10 protein-coding genes are annotated in these 16,609 nt (G+C 42.0%); 4 read left to right on the plus strand and 6 right to left on the minus strand.

The features are described from left to right. The 3 genes from ASG38_RS00005 to ASG38_RS00015 all read left to right on the plus strand — a co-directional run. Positions 1-2,866: gliding motility-associated C-terminal domain-containing protein (locus ASG38_RS00005; protein ID WP_056065326.1), on the plus strand; the 2,866-nt coding region annotated here is incomplete at its 5' end. Between the two features lie 51 nt (positions 2,867-2,917). After that, positions 2,918-3,829: a type IX secretion system membrane protein PorP/SprF gene (locus tag ASG38_RS00010; protein ID WP_056065329.1), complete on the plus strand. Its 912-nt coding sequence runs from the start codon at positions 2,918-2,920 to the stop codon at positions 3,827-3,829. 11 nt (positions 3,830-3,840) lie between these two features. Continuing rightward, a complete protein-coding gene (locus tag ASG38_RS00015) occupies positions 3,841-5,772 on the plus strand; it encodes an OmpA family protein (protein ID WP_056065332.1) in 1,932 nt (643 codons plus the stop codon). 108 nt (positions 5,773-5,880) lie between these two features. On the opposite strand, the gene ASG38_RS00020 is transcribed toward ASG38_RS00015, so the two are convergent. Both ASG38_RS00020 and ASG38_RS00025 read right to left on the minus strand, forming a co-directional pair. Continuing rightward, the gene (locus ASG38_RS00020) at positions 5,881-6,300 is read right to left on the minus strand and encodes an OsmC family protein (protein WP_056065334.1); all 420 of its coding nucleotides are present in this window, start codon (positions 6,298-6,300) and stop codon (positions 5,881-5,883) included. A gap of 36 nt (positions 6,301-6,336) precedes the next feature. Then, positions 6,337-7,365, minus strand: a complete 1,029-nt coding sequence (locus ASG38_RS00025; protein WP_082482108.1) for an alpha/beta hydrolase — start codon at positions 7,363-7,365, stop codon at positions 6,337-6,339. A gap of 112 nt (positions 7,366-7,477) precedes the next feature. Here ASG38_RS00025 and ASG38_RS00030 point away from each other — a divergent pair, with 112 nt between their 5' ends. Then, positions 7,478-8,449, plus strand: a complete 972-nt coding sequence (locus ASG38_RS00030) for a hydrogen peroxide-inducible genes activator (protein WP_056065337.1) — start codon at positions 7,478-7,480, stop codon at positions 8,447-8,449. Positions 8,450-8,591: 142 nt separating this feature from the next. Here ASG38_RS00030 and ASG38_RS00035 read toward each other — a convergent pair whose 3' ends face one another. From ASG38_RS00035 to ASG38_RS00050, 4 genes are all read right to left on the minus strand, one after another. Continuing rightward, positions 8,592-8,990, minus strand: coding sequence for a hypothetical protein (locus ASG38_RS00035; protein WP_056065340.1), 399 nt, complete (start codon positions 8,988-8,990; stop codon positions 8,592-8,594). A 157-nt stretch (positions 8,991-9,147) separates the two neighbouring features. Then, entirely contained in the window at positions 9,148-9,363 is a 216-nt protein-coding gene (locus ASG38_RS00040; protein WP_056065342.1) for a hypothetical protein, read from the minus strand. Between the two features lie 32 nt (positions 9,364-9,395). Continuing rightward, positions 9,396-14,759, minus strand: a complete 5,364-nt coding sequence (locus ASG38_RS00045; RefSeq protein WP_056065345.1) for a T9SS type B sorting domain-containing protein — start codon at positions 14,757-14,759, stop codon at positions 9,396-9,398. A gap of 112 nt (positions 14,760-14,871) precedes the next feature. Then, a partial coding sequence (locus ASG38_RS00050; protein ID WP_162239619.1) for a gliding motility-associated C-terminal domain-containing protein occupies positions 14,872-16,609 on the minus strand: 1,738 nt, incomplete at its 5' end.

Here is a 16,609-nt window from a genome sequence, read left to right on the forward strand (position 1 = left end):
AAACGGTGTTCCGGTTATCCCGTCACAGGTAACCATCACGGTAACGACTCCATCAACCAACCCGGGCGTGGAACTGGATCCTGCAACAGGAACGGTGAGCGTAGACCCACAGACACCTGCGGGAACCTACACCATCGTATACCAACTGTGCGAGATTTTAAACCCGACCAACTGCGATTCTGCAACCGTAACCGTAGTAGTGGAAGAGGCACCAATCGATGCGGTGAACGACAACCCGGCTCCGGTTAACGGATATGAGGGCAATACTGACGTAGTGAACGTATTGGATAACGATACCCTAAACGGTGTTCCTGTTATCCCATCACAGGTAACCATCACGGTAACAACCCCATCAACCAACCCAGGCGTGGAACTGGATCCTGCAACAGGAACGGTAAGCGTAGACCCACAGACACCTGCTGGAACCTACACCATCGTATACCAATTGTGCGAGATACTAAACCCGACCAACTGCGATTCTGCAACCGTAACAATAGTAGTGGAAGAAGCACCAATCGATGCGGTGAACGACAACCCGGCTCCGGTTAACGGATACGAAGGAAATACGGACGTGGTGAACGTACTGGATAACGATACCCTAAACGGTGTTCCGGTTATTCCGTCACAGGTAACCATCACGGTAACAACCCCATCAACCAACCCAGGTGTGGAATTGGATCCTGCAACGGGAACGGTAAGCGTAGACCCACAGACACCTGCGGGAAGCTACACCATCGTATACCAATTATGCGAGATTTTGAACCCGACCAACTGCGATTCTGCAACCGTAACGATAGTAGTGGAAGAGGCACCAATCGATGCTGTAAATGATAATCCAACTCCGGTTAACGGATATGAAGGCAATCCTGATGTAGTGAACGTATTGGATAATGATACTTTAAACGGTGTTCCTGTTATCCCGTCACAGGTAACCATCACGGTAACGACTCCATCAACCAACCCGGGCGTGGAATTGGATCCTGCAACGGGAACGGTAAGCGTAGACCCACAGACACCTGCGGGAACGTATACTATCATATACCAATTATGTGAGATATTAAATCCTACAAATTGTGAATCAGCTACTGTAACAATAATTGTTAATCCTGCTCCAATCGATGCGGTAAATGATGACTTGGCCGGTACGATTGTAAACGGAACTGAAGGAATGATAAATGCCGGAAACGTATTTACTAATGATACGCTGAATGGTGTAGCGGTTATTCCATCAGAAGTAACTCTAACAACTGTAAATGCAGATGCTCCGTTGACATTAAATCCTGACGGAACAATAACTGTTGCGCCTGGAACACCAGCCGGAACATATACGTTAGAATACAGCATTTGTGAAATATTGAACCCAGCCAACTGTGATACGGCTATAGTAACAATTTTGGTTCAGGTGCCAGGTGTTGAAATTATCAAGCAAGGAACCTTCAATGATGCAAACGGTGACGGATTTGCACAGGTAGGGGAAACCATTACTTATAATTTCACGGTAATCAATACCGGAACAATGGAATTGACAAACATTACGGTATCCGATCCTTTGGTGACTGTAAATGGCGGACCTCTTGCAACTTTAGCTGCAGGTGCTACTGATTCGACTACATTTACTGCAGTCTATACGTTTACACAAGCTGATATTGACGCAGGAGTTGTAAACAACCAGGCATTGGTAACTGCTACTCCGGTAGTAGGAACACCAATTACAGATGACTCAGATAGTAATGACCCTACATTGCCAGGAAATGACGATCCAACTGTAACTGTGCTACCTCAAAATCCTAAGTTTGAATTATTCAAAGAAGGAGTTTATCAGGATGCGAACAATGACGGAATCGTAAATGCCGGAGATGTTATCCAATACAGCTTTACGGTTAGAAATACAGGAAACGTAACTATTACGAATATTTCTGTAACCGACCCTATAGTTGCAGTTTCAGGCGGACCTATTGCTTCTTTAGCACCACAAGCTACTGATTCAACAACGTTCACGGCAACTTACACCATATCACAAGCTGATATTGAATTAGGAGCAGTTTATAACCTGGCGTTGGCAGAAGGTACAGATCCGTCTGGAAACCCAATTGATGTGGAGTCGCAGGACCCATCTCCGTTAGACCCGAACGATCCGTTATACGAACCAACCTGTCCGGATTGTACAGTTACGATTATTGAGCAAAATCCGGCGATTGCGCTGATTAAGACAGCAACTTTCAACGATAGCAATAACAATGGAATCGCAGAAGTAGGAGAAACCATCACTTATAACTTTACGGTAACCAATACAGGAAACGTAAGCCTGAGCGATGTAACGGTTACAGATCCGCTACCGGGAGTTGTTGTAAGTGGAGGTCCTATAACTCTTGCTGTTGGAGAAAGTGACAGCACTACATTTACGGCTATCTATACCATTACACAAGCCGATATCAATGCAGGAAGTGTGTCGAACCAGGCATTCGTTACAGGAAACAGTCCGCTGGATGTAGAAGTTACAGATGCTTCTGACCATACAGATAATGCAGGAAACAATCCAACGATTGTTGAAATTGACGGATGTACCATCAATGTATTCAATGTAGTTACTCCAAATAATGATGGCAGCAACGAATTTTTATACATAGGAGGATTAGGATGCTATCCAGACAACAAAGTAGAAATTTTCAACCGCTGGGGTGTTGTGGTTTACGAAACAAGTGGCTATAACAACAATGACAAAGCCTTTAGAGGATATTCTGAAGGAAGGGTTACAGTAAACAAATCAGAAGGATTACCTGATGGTACTTATTTCTACATCTTGAAATACAAAAAACAAGATGGTACTGTAAGAGAAAAGAGCGGCTATTTATACTTAAGCAGATAAAGTTAAATTCCTGGGAATCGGAATGGGTTCCCAGGATAAACAAATTAAACAATGAAAAAAATAATCATATTTTTCGTCTGGATTCTTGTAGGTGCAAGCGCATTTGCACAACAAGATGCGCAATACACGCAGTATATGTACAATACCATCAATATCAACCCTGCTTATGCAGGTTCGCGAGGCGTACTAAGCGTTTTCGGACTTCACAGAACGCAATGGGTTGGTTTGGACGGAGCTCCGGTAACCAATACCGTTTCTATCAATACGCCAATTAACGGCACTAATATAGGAATGGGATTATCATTTGTAAACGACAGGATAGGACCTACAGATGAAAATGCAATCTCTGCAGATATTTCCTATACTGTTAAGACTTCAGAAACATTTAAGCTGTCTTTTGGAATTAAGGCTACAGCAAATATGTTCAATTTGGATGTTAATAAGCTGAATCCGGCAGATCAGGGAGATCCGCGATTAATGAACCTGAATAATAACTTCACGCCAAACATTGGGGCAGGAGCTTATTTTCATTCCGATAAGATGTATTTGGGACTTTCGGTACCAAACTTTTTTGAAACCCACAGATATGATGACAATTCTGTATCTGTAAATCAGGAAAGGATGAATTTTTATCTGATTGGAGGTTATGTTTTCGATTTGAGTCCAAGCATTAAATTCAAGCCGGCCTTTTTGATGAAAGCTGTAAATGGAGCGCCGCTTCAGGCTGACGTCTCAGGAAACTTTCTTTTCAATGATAAGCTGACGCTTGGAGTAGCCTGGAGATGGGATGCGGCCGTGAGTGCTATGGCAGGATTCCAAATCACAGAAGGACTATTTGTAGGCTACGGATATGATTTAGAAACGACAAAGCTTGCCAACTACAATTCAGGTTCGCATGAGGTTTTCCTTCGTTTCGAATTATTCAACAGATTCAACAAAGTAACCTCTCCAAGATTCTTCTAAAAGCAGCAACTATGAAAAAACAATTATATACAGCCCTGGCAGTCTTTTCTTTACTGACTGCCCAGGCACAGGAAGCCAAACTTGCAGCTGCCGACAAGCAGTATGAGAAATATGCCTATGTCGATGCAATCAAGACGTATGAAAGGGTAGCAGAGAAAGGATACAAATCTGTTGATCTCTTCCAAAAGCTGGGAAATGCTTACTATTTCAATGCAGAATTAGACAAAGCCAACAAATGGTATGAGGAACTTTTTGCAATGAACCAGCCGGTTGATGCGGAATACTATTACCGTTATTCGCAAACCCTGAAATCGGTTGGCGATTATGAAAAGGCGAATCAAATGCTGGCGCAGTTTAACCAAAAGAATGCGGCCGATTTAAGAGCGCAGCTGTACACCAAACACAAGGACTATCTTGAAGAAATAAAAGCCAATTCCGGTCGGTATAAAGTAGAAAATATCAATATCAACTCGGAATATTCTGATTACGGAACCGCTTTTTTTGGCAATAAACTTGTTTTTACTTCTGCCAGAGATACCGGAGGTCTTTTCAACAGAAAGCACCAGTGGACCAACCAATCGTTTACGAAATTGTATGCCTCTGAAATCAGTTCGGATGGTTCTATGTTGGAGCCGGAACAATTCAACACTTCCCTGAACAGCAAATTCAATGAAGCCACGCCTGTTTTTACCAAAGATGGAAAAACAGTCTACTTCACCAGAAATAACTATAACAAAGGGAAAAGAGGAAAGAACAGTGACAAAGCGACGTTATTGAAAATCTACAAAGGTACTCTTGAAAATGGCAAATGGGTAAATATAACGGAATTACCTTTTACAAGCGACAATTACAGTACGGCACACCCTGCTTTGAGTCCGGACGAAAAGACCTTATACTTTGCATCAGACATGCCGGGAACTTTAGGTCAGTCGGATTTGTTTAAAGTGGCAATTAACGCTGATGGTAGTTTTGGAACTCCGGAAAACTTAGGGAAACAAGTCAATACAGAAGGCCGTGAAACTTTTCCATATGTTACAGACGAAAACGAATTGTATTTCGCTTCAGACGGACAACTTGGATTAGGAGGTTTGGATGTTTTTGTAACCCAGATTAACAAAGACGGAAGTTATGGTGAAATCAAAAACGTTGGAGCTCCGGTTAACGGACCAAAAGATGATTTTGCTTTCATGATTGATACCAAAACCCGATTCGGATTTTTCTCTTCGAACAGGGATGGAGGTAAAGGATATGATGACATCTACAAATTCCAGGAAACAAGACAAATGAAATGCGAGCAATTACTGGCAGGAACGATTACGGATAAAGAAACCGGACTTCCTATTGCCAATGCAAGGGTAACGTTGTCTGATGCTTCATTTAAGGTTATCAAAACCATCTATGCCGACCACGAAGGAAAATACAGCTTTGATGTAGAATGCGGGAATGTATATTATGTAAAAGCAGAAAGCAAAGATTATACGCCAAACGAACTAAAAGCCATTATCCCGAAAGAATCCGGAGAAACAGACCTTTCTATCGAATTGGATAAACCGGTGAAGCAGATTACGGTTGGAACCGATTTGGCCAAAACATTCGGCATCAAGATTATTTACTTTGACCTTGATAAGTGGAATATCCGTCCGGATGCAGCTATTGATTTGGCTAAAATTGTTGACGTGATGAAACAGTATCCGAATATGAAAGTTGATGTCCGTTCGCATACGGACAGCCGCCAGACGCATAAATACAACCAGAAGCTTTCTGACCGCAGGGCAAAATCTACCGTTGACTGGATGGTTCAGGATGGAGTTGCCAAAGAAAGAATCACGGGTAGAGGCTATGGCGAAACCCAGTTAGTTAATAAATGTGCTGATGGTGTTGAATGTACAGAACAGGAACACCAGCAGAACAGAAGAAGCGAATTTATCATCACAGCCATGTAATGTTTAGATAGTTTTAAGGTTAAAAACCGTGCTTACAAAAGCACGGTTTTTTTATTCAGAATTATTCCCAAGCCCCTCAGTACCTCAGAGCCTTAGTACCTCAGTACCTTAGCGACTTAAAGAAACTCCCAAAGTAATTTCAGCATTTAAAACTTTAGAAACCGGACAAATCTGTTTCGCTTTTAAAGCTATATTTTGAAACTCTTCTTCCGAAATTCCGGGAACAACACCATTCAATTCCAAATGGATTTTAGTAATCGTTCCGTCTTCAAAAGTTAATACAGCTTCAGTATTCAGGTCGGTAGGTACATAATTCAATTCGCTTAACAAAAAGCTCAACTGCATCGTAAAACATCCTGAATGAGCCGCAGCTATTAATTCTTCTGGGTTTGTTCCTACGCCTTCTGCAAAGCGTGTCTTAAAAGATAATTGGGTGTTGTTTAGAGTAGTGCTTTGAGTACTGATGGTTCCTTTTCCTTCCATTCCAGTACCTTGCCAGTTTGCGTTTGCTTTTCTTGTAAATTTCATGATTTCTAAATTTTAATTGTTATTTGTTTTTTGTAATTATTTGCTTAGTTTTTCTTTTAAGGCATCTACAGCCTGTTTGATGGCTGCTCTTGGAGCCGGAGTTTCTGTAATTGGATTGAGCATAACGAAGTCGTGAATTGTCCCGATGTATCGTGTAGCTGTAACTTTCACACCTGCCGCATTTAGTTTTTTGGCATAAGCTTCGCCTTCATCGCGCAGTACGTCGTTTTCAGCAGTAATGATCAAAGCTTCAGGCAAATCTTTTAATTCTTCAATATCGGCTCGCAAAGGAGAAGCCGTAATCTGGTTTCTTGTCGCTTTTTCCGGTGCATAAATATTCCAGAACCACACCATCGCATTAAGTGTTAAAAAGTGTCCGTTGGCAAATTGTTGGTAGGAAGCCGTGTTGAAATCAGCATCGGTTACCGGATAAAAAAGCAATTGGAAATCAATTTTAGGGCCTTTTCTTTCTTTGGCCATCAACGTTACGGCAATTGCCATATTACCACCAACACTATCACCGCCCACAGCCAGTTTTGTTGGATTTAGTCCGATAGAAGCTCCATTTTCTTTAATCCATTTGGTGGCTGCATAGGCTTCTTCATTTGCAACCGGGAATCGGGCTTCAGGAGCAGGAGTGTAGTTTACAAAAACAACAGCTATGTTGGCTCCAACCGCTAATTCTCTTATCAGTCGGTCATGCGTAAAAGCATTTCCTAAAACCCATCCTCCACCGTGGAAATACATCAGTACCGGAAGTTTTTCTTTGGAACCTTTTGGTTTTACAATTTGAATGGAAACGGTTTTTCCATCTTGTGTAATCGTTTTGTTTTCAATATCGGCAGGTAATTTTTTGTAATCTCCTGTCTGTGCATTGATTAATACTTTTCGGGCATCTTCGATTGAAAGTTCATAAAGTTGTGGGCCTGAATTTCCGTGAACGGCTTTTAGGAATTCACGAGTATTTTTTTCGATACTGTAGCTTCCTGCTAACGATGGGTCGATTTGACTTACTGCCAGTGTTGCATTTAATACCGCAACGGCTGCTATTGCTAATTTTTTCATGATGTGAATTATTAAGTTATAATTGTTTTGATTTGATGGGACAAATTTATAGCCGGTTTAATCATAAATCAAATTGATAATTTTTTACCTTTATAAAATAAAATTATAATGTATGACTATACAGCAATTAAAATACATCGTAGCATTAGACGAAGAACGCCATTTTGCAAGGGCTGCAGAAGTTTGTAATGTTACCCAGCCCGGACTTACAATTCAGCTGAAAAATCTGGAAGAAGAAATAGGAATAAAAATATTCGACCGTACAAAAGTACCCTTGACACCCACAAAACTCGGAACACAGATTATTGCAAGAGCAAAAAAGATACTCCGCGAAGTCAATGAAATTCGAGATTTTGTTATTAATGAAAAAAATGACCTGGAAGGAGAACTAAAGCTGGGTGTTATTTCTACCTTGTCACCTTATCTGATTCCCTTATTCATAAAGGCAATGAAAGAAGCGGCGCCCAAAATGCATTTTGTTATTCGTGAAGCTTCTACGGGTCAGCTAATGCACGATATTGAAACAGGAGCTTTAGATGTGGCGCTTATGGCTACTCCCACCGGAAACCCGAACCTGAAAGAACACCATGTATTTAATGAGCCTTTTGTGGCCTATCTTAACGAAAACCATCCGTTTGCCGTTAAAGATTTTTATGAACTCCAGGCCAGTGACAAGCCGGAACTTTTGCTGTTGCAAAATGAATACTGTTACAATGCACAGCTTCTTGATATATGTGACATTAAGGAAGACCGCAAAATAAGTGAGCAGTTCTCTTATGACATCAGCTCTATAGAAACGTTGAAAAATCTGGTACGGGCCCAACTCGGTTTTGCAATCCTTCCGGAACTTTCCATACTCAATGAAAATGAAAAGCATTTGTTTAAGCCGTTTAAGGAACCCAAACCCATTCGGGAAATCAGTCTGGTGGTTTCAGATACATTTTCCAAAAAACTGTTATTGGAAAAAATGAGCCGTGTCATCTGGGATTGTCTGCCGGAGACGCTTAGGAAGGATTTCAATTACCGTAAAATTCAATGGAATGATTCGCCTTATTTTATTAATGCGGTCAAAGGATTTATGTAAATCGCGTCTTTGCGTCTTTGCGAGCAATTATTTTCACGCAAAGGCGCAGAGTCGCAAAGTCTAAAGTTATTAAAGTAAAAAGAGAATAACATAAAATAAAAAAGCTCCCAATGGGAGCCTTGTATCAATAAATCCAGGTGTATTATCTGGAAATAAAATCTTCAGCATCTGTAAACTGTGACTTAAAAGCCGTTACTTTCTCTTTGAGATTCTCTGTCTTGCAATTCAGCTTAAATGCATAAAAACTAAGTTGTCCGTGATTAGGAAACTCCTTATCGAGCTCAGCTTCAACGTTGAGGATATAGTTAAGGGCCTGCTTTTTGACATAGCCCCAAAGTTCCCTGATTTTTGCTTTGGTGAAAGATTCTTTATGATTGGCTCCGAAAGCATCGCTGATGCATTTCTCAGCAATCTCTTTAAAAAAAGGTTCTTCCGGAAAAGAGTACTTATAATATCGGTCGGCGTATACCTTAAATTTGCGCATAATGCTTTGTACTACTGAAACGCCATTGTCCAGAGCATGAGTCTTGTTGTATTCCATAACGTTCACCCTCGTGGTATAAGGGATTTTTTGTAATTTTAAGTAATAGATTAGGGTTCTACAAACTTACTTTAAAATTTACTCTTTTTCAAATTAAAGGACTTAAAATCGGTCACAAAAAAGCCTTATTTAGACTGATTTCATCAATTTTGATGAATTATTTGGAAGTATTTTTAGATTCTGTAAGATTTTTCTTTTTATACTTGGTGTCGAACAGCTTTTTAATCTTGTTGCTTACAAGTGACGCTTTTACATTAATCACTCTTCCATTGTTAAAATGAAATTCATATTCGTCAATTAGCTTCTCGATTTTGTACACCTGGTCCATATTGTATACGACATCTTCGTATCTTTTTGGTTTGATGAAATTCATGCTGTGGTATTTAAGTAACGAAATATTGGAAATTATCTTTTCAGGGCAAAATGAGCCTTAAATTCTTTGTTCACTCCATCACGGCTCTTATAAAGCAATTTAAACCAGTAATCTGTTGCCGGCAGCGGATGTCCGTTATAGGTACCGTCCCATCCGGCAGACGAAGGAAAAATCTGTTTGATTAGTTTTCCGTAACGGTCAAAAATAAAAATTTGAGCTTCCGGCTGGTTGGCCAGTCCGTCAATGTTCCACGTATCATTGTAGCCATCCGCATTCGGCGTAAAGTAATAAGGATAATTCAAAGCGTATACGGTAAGCGTAATCAAACCGCATCCCTGCGTGTCTCTTACCGTAATTTCATATTCACCTTCATAAATATTCGTAAACTGGTTGCTGGTTTGCGGTGCACCACCATTAAGCTGGAACTCATATTGTCCTGAACCGCCCGTAACGTTAACCGTAATGGTCTGGCTTTTATTAAAATCTCTTCCTACTGTAGCTTCTGCAATGGCAATAGATGATGTGCCTACAGTTGTTGTTGCCGTTGCCGTACAACCTGTGGTCAGATTAGTTACTGTTACTTCATAGGTTCCGGGCTCGGTGGCAATATGCATATTGGTAGTAGTAGGAAGGACGGTGTTGTTTCGGGTCCAGACAAAACTGTGGTTAGCATTGGGAATCTGGCAATTCAGATTAACCGTAGAAATATAATTGCCCGTTTCATTGTCAAGACAGATATAGCCTTCCCTAAGTATTGGTTTTGGTGGTGCAGCTACCGTTATAGTTTTTCTGACCGATGCCGTACAGCTGCCATTGTTTACTGTATAGGTAATTATTACTGCGCCTGCGTTAACTCCGGTAACATTTCCGGCTGCATCAACCGTTGCTATATTCGTGTTCCCACTCGTCCAGATTCCGCCAGGAGTAGGATGGGTTAGCTGTATCGTGTTTGACAGGCAAACTGCATTAGGACCGCTAATGGCAGGAAGCACAAAGCTGTTAATAGTAACCGCTAGCGTCATGCCCGTTGCACATTGCCCGGCATTTGGTGTAAACACATAATTTCCACTGGTAGTATTGCTGATTGTCGGAGGATTCCATGTACCTGATATTCCGTTAGGCGATGTTGTTTGTAGCACAGGTACCGTATCGCCGTTACAGAATGTCAATGCCGTTGGAAAATCAGGTAAAATACTATTGCTTACTGTTACGGCTAAAGTAGCTGTTGTTGCACATTGTCCCGCATTTGGCGTAAATATATAGCTTCCGCTTGCAGTATTACTGATGGTTGGTGGATTCCAGGTTCCGGTGATTCCGTTTGGAGAAGTCGTATTCAGGACAGGAGCCGTACTTCCGTTACAGATTGTCATTATTGTTTGGAAGTTTGGTACTGTTTGAGGTGTGATAGTCACTCTCAAAGTCATATTAGTGGCACATTGCCCTGCATTTGGCGTAAAGACATAGTTTCCGCTTGCAGTATTGTTTATTGAAGCAGGACTCCACGTTCCTGTGATTCCGTTTGGCGAAATTGCCAGCAAAGCAGGAACCGTATCCCCGTTACAGAATACCAATGAAGTAGGAAAATCTGGTGTGATATTGTTATTGATAGTTACATTCAATGTAGTTGTCACGGCACACTGTCCGGCATTAGGTGTAAATAGATAGCTTCCGCTTGCGGTATTGCTGATTGTTGCCGGGCTCCATGTTCCGGTGATTCCGTTAGGAGAAGTTGCCAGCAAGGCAGGAACCGTATCCCCGTTACAGAATGCCAATGAAGTAGGGAAATCGGGTACGATATTGTTGTTGATGGTCACATTCAGAGTGGCTGTTGTAGCACATTGTCCGGCATTAGGTGTGAAGACATAATTTCCGCTTGTTGTATTGCTTATTGAAGCAGGGCTCCATGTTCCGTTAATTCCGTTGGGTGATGTTGCCTGTAAGGCAGGAACTGCATCTCCGTTACAGAAAGTCAGTGTCGTAGGGAAATCCGGTGTGATAGCGTTATTGATAGTTACATTCAGTGTAGCCGTAGTAGCACATTGTCCGGCATTAGGTGTAAATAGATAGCTTCCGCTTGCGGTATTGCTGATTGCTGCAGGATTCCATGTTCCGGTGATTCCATTTGGCGAAGTTGGCTGTAAGGCAGGAACCGCATCTCCGTTGCAGAAAGTCAGTGTGGTAGGGAAGTCCGGAGTAATATTGTTATTTATGGTCACATTCAGTGTAGCCGTAGTAGCACATTGTCCGGCATCCGGTGTAAATATATAAGTCCCGCTGCTGGTATTGCTGATTGTTGGAGGATTCCAGAATCCCGTAATTCCGTTTGGAGAAGTCGTATTTAATAAAGGTATTCCGTCACCATAACAAAATGAAAGGGCTGTTGCAAAATCAGGTGTGATGTTATTGGTAACTGTTACGTTTAGTATTGCTGTCGTGGCGCATTGTCCGGCATCTGGTGTAAATACATAACTCCCGTTTGTTGTATTGCTTACTGTGGCAGGGCTCCATGTTCCTGTAATCCCATTGGGTGAAGTTGTATTCAGCAAAGGGGCAGTGCTTCCTGTACAAATAATCAAAGAAGAAGCAAAATCCGGTGTGATGTTATTGTTGATGGTTACATTTAATGTGGTTGTCGTAGCACATTGTCCGGCATTTGGCGTAAACACATAGTTTCCGCTTGCGGTATTGCTGATTGCTGCAGGATTCCATGTTCCGGTGATTCCGTTGGGAGAAGTAGCCTGAAGTGCAGGAACTGTATCGCCGTTACAGAATGCTAACGAAGTAGGGAAATCCGGTGTAATGTTGTTATTGATAGTGACATTTAATGTGGTTGTCGTAGCACATTGCCCGGCATTTGGTGTAAATACATAGCTTCCGCTTGCGGTATTGCTGATTGCTGCAGGATTCCATGTTCCGGTAATTCCATTTGGAGAAGTTGGCTGTAAGGCAGGAACCGTATCTCCGTTGCAGAAAGTCAGTGTGGTAGGGAAATCCGGAGTAATATTAGCATCAATAGTTACATTCAGGGTAGCTGTAGTGGCACATTGTCCGGCATCCGGTGTAAACACATAGCTTCCGCTTGCGGTATTGCTGATTGTTGCAGGACTCCACGTACCCGTGATTCCGTTAGGCGATGTTGCCTGTAAGGCAGGAACTGTAGCACCGTTACAGAAATTTAAGGTTGTAGGGAAATCCGGCGTGATATTGTTATTGATGGTTACGTTCAATGTAGTTGTCGTGGCACATTGTCCGGCATTTGGTGTAAAGAGATAGCTTCCGCTTGCGGTATTGCTTATGGTTGCAGGACTCCATGTTCCGGTAATTCCGTTTGGAGAAGTCGCATTTAATGCAGGAACCGTAGTTCCATTGCAGAATGCTAATGAAGTAGGGAAATCCGGTGTGATGTTGTTATTGATGGTTACGTTTAATGTAGTTGGCGTGGCACATTGTCCGGCATCTGGCGTAAACACATAGCTTCCGTTGGTTGTATTGTTAATTGTTGCCGGATTCCACGTACCCGTAATCCCGTTAGGCGATGTGGCATTCAGGATAGGAGCGGTATCTCCTGAACATAGGCTTAATGTGGTTGCAAAATCAGGCGTAATGCTGTTGGAAATAGCAACATTTAAGGTAACGCCAGGAGAACACAGTCCTGATGTTGGTGTAAATACATAACTTCCGTTTGCGGTATTGCTGATGGTTGGAGGATTCCAGGTTCCGGTAACTCCGTTAGGGGAAGTATTATTCAATGCAGGTATACTGGCACCTGCACAGTAGTTAAGCGATGTTGGAAAATCAGGAATTGTTGCCGGGTTTACTTCCAATTGAGCAGCGTTGCTCACTAAAGTGTGTTGTGTAGAAGTGACCTGGCAATAATATTGGCTGTCATCAAGCGTCAAAGGTGCCGGAGTGATGGTAAGCGTATTGGTGTTTGCTCCTGAAAATGGTGCTGTATTGGCGATGTTAATCCAGTTTCCGCTTGCATCAAGCCTTTTCCATTGAAAAGTAAAACCGGTACTGTTGGCAAGAGATGCGGTATATGTAACCGTATTGTTCTCACAAACAACCCTGCTTGTTGGATTGGATAAGGTTGGCGGAACAGTATTGGTTACATTATGGATTCCGATGTTGGCACAACTTTCAGAGGTTTGGGTATTCCAATCACTTCCATTAAAAACAGGCTTTGGAGCTACAGCATTTGGATTTCGAATAACGGAATATCCTACGTTGTTTGGTGCATGTACGTTATCGATAATGGTTCCGTTTTTAAGCAGTTGGAACTCATCATTGGCATTAAATCCGGTCGGGTAGGTCTGGCTTGAAGTAATGCCGCAGGGAATAGTGCCTGTTCCAATCCCGATTAAAAAAATGCCTCCCGGGGGGATGGAACCACTAAGTACAATGGTATAAAAAGTAGAACCGCCAATATCGCCATATCTTCGTATCGTATATCCTGTCAGGTCAACAGTAGCATTGGTTCCGTTATATAATTCTATAACACCGCCATCACCGGCCTGAGCATCATAAAGTTCAGAAATATAAATGTCGCTCGAATAATTTCCGACACTTGTTGTTGAAATTTTGGTAAAATTAGTTGTGGAAAAACCCTCGCATCCGTTGGTAGTAATACTGATTGGTCCTGAAGTATTTCCGGCCGGTACATAGGCTTTGATAACGGTATTGGAAACCACTGTGAAACTGGTTGCCGGAATACCGTTGAATTTTACGGCAGAAGTTCCGCTACCATTCGTAAAACCACTGCCATTTATAGTAACCAATGTGTTTTGTGGCCCTGAAGCAGGCGTAAACGAAGTAATTGCTGGTGCAACGCAATTGGACGTTACGCTTCCGTTTAATGTAAAATCATCCAGACGGAATGTACCGTTTCCGGTAGAACCGCTAAGCGAAATCACAACGGTAACAGTTCCTGTTAATCCCGAAACCGTATTGGCAACGTTGGTGGCTCCAATAGCAGCACCGGTAGCATCAATTGTTCCATTTCCAACATTGATACCGTTGATGGTCATTGACCAGTTTTGAGGTCCGAAATTGCTCCTTTGCCTCCAAAAATTGAAAGAAGTAACGTTTACCTGATAATTGGTCGCTACGTTAAATGTCAGGGTTATAGTAGCATTTGTTGATGTGGTAAGACGGATGGCTTCGCCTGTAGCTCCTGCCGTACTCGTCCATGTAGTAAGACTGTTGCTCCATGATGAACCGGACAGATTTGTATTTAAAGTCGTTGGTGCTACCGTATAAGGATGTGCCGAAATAGTCGTTGTGCCAAAATTATGATAATAAATCTGCGCCGTAGCATCAGATAGGGTTATCAAAAAAAATAAGACCACAAATAAAAGCGTATTTTTTTTGATAGAATTGCTAAGGTTTCTTGACATAGTATGGGAGATTAGCATTATTTCAAAACCTACGAAAAGTAATGTTTATTCTACTTTGGAAGGATTGGTTTTTCTTTATTAAATATTTAATAAACAGTTACTTAAATGTTTTTTATCGTTGTCTGTTGAGATAAACCCATCCGGTTACTGTTTGTCCGTCGCTTTTGGAAATGGCATAATAGTAGGTCGCATCCGGAAGTTCTTTTCCGTCATCAGATTGTCCTTTCCATTGGTTTGTATAATTCTTGTATCCGTATACTTTAACCCCATATCGGTTGAAAATGGTCAGTTCTTTTACACCTAATCCACTAAGGTCAAATTCGTCATTTTTACCATCGTTGTTAGGAGATATTCCTTTTGGAATGCTGCAGAAAATACCGTAAACGGTTTCTTCTCTGGTTAAGGTACATCCTTGTGCCGTGGTCACCTGTACCGTATAAGTTATAGGGAATTCTTCTTCAACAGGAGTAGAGTTCAGCAGTTCGGTTACGTTCAGGCTGGAATCGGTTCCTACTCTGATGCCCTGATTGTTTTTCCATTCGTAATCAACATCATTACTATTAAAATCAGAAATTGGAGCAACAGTTAGCATATAGTTTCCGCCTTCGCATCCGCTTTCAATTTTAAAATCAATTTGTCCTACGGTTACGTTTAATGTCACGTTAGAGGCACATTGCCCTGTATTTGGAGTAAATACATAACTTCCGCTAGTTGTATTGCTCACAACTGCCGGGTTCCATGTTCCGGTAATTCCGTTTGGAGATGTGGTAGCCAAAGCCGGAGCGCCATCTCCGTTGCATAATGACAATTCGGTTGCAAAATCCGGGATGATGCTATTGGTAACCGTTACGCTTAAAGTATGACTTGTGCCACACTGTCCTGCATTAGGAGTGAACACATAGTTTCCGCTTGTGGCATTACTAACAACCGCCGGATTCCAAGTTCCGGTAATTCCGTTGGGTGAAGTAGTATTCAATACAGGCGCTGTACTTCCTGAACATAGAGTAAGCGAAGTAGGGAAATTTGGCGTAATGCTGTTGGATACGGTTACGTTCAATGTCATATTTGTAGCGCATTGTCCTGCATTTGGCGTAAATACATAGCTGCCACTAGCAGTATTGCTCACAACTGCCGGATTCCAGGTTCCGGTAATTCCGTTTGGTGAAGTAGCATTTAAAACCGGAGCCGTACTTCCTGTACATATTGAAAGCGCTGTAGGGAAACTTGGCGTAATGCTGTTTGCTACGGTCACGTTTAAAGTCACATTTGGAGCACATTGGCCCGCATTAGGCGTAAAAACATAACTTCCACTAGCAGTATTGCTAACGACTGCCGGATTCCACGTTCCTGTAACTCCGTTTGGCGAAGTAGTATTCAATACAGGAGCCGTACTTCCGGTACATATTGAAAGTGCAGTTGGAAAGTTTGGCGTGATGCTGTTTGTGACCGATACGCTCAACGTTACGTTTGTGGCGCATTGTCCGGCATTAGGCGTAAATACATAGTTTCCACTTGCTGTATTGCTGACAACTGCAGGATTCCACGTTCCTGTGATTCCATTAGGAGAAGTGGCATTCAGGGCAGGAGCGGTCGTTCCCGAACATATTGAAAGTGATGTAGGAAAGTTTGGTATGATACTGTTAGATACGGTTACGTTTAGTGTTGTATTTGAAGCACATTGTCCGGCATTAGGCGTAAATACATAGCTTCCGTTTGCCGTATTGCTAACAACCGCCGGATTCCATGTTCCGGTAATTCCGTTTGGCGAAGTAGTATTCAATACAGGAGCCGTACTTCCGGTACATATTGAAATTGCAGTTGGGAAATTAGGCACAATACTGTTAGACACG

Source organism: Flavobacterium sp. Leaf359, from assembly GCF_001423985.1.
In the GTDB taxonomy this organism is placed as follows: Bacteria; Bacteroidota; Bacteroidia; order Flavobacteriales; family Flavobacteriaceae; genus Flavobacterium; species Flavobacterium lindanitolerans.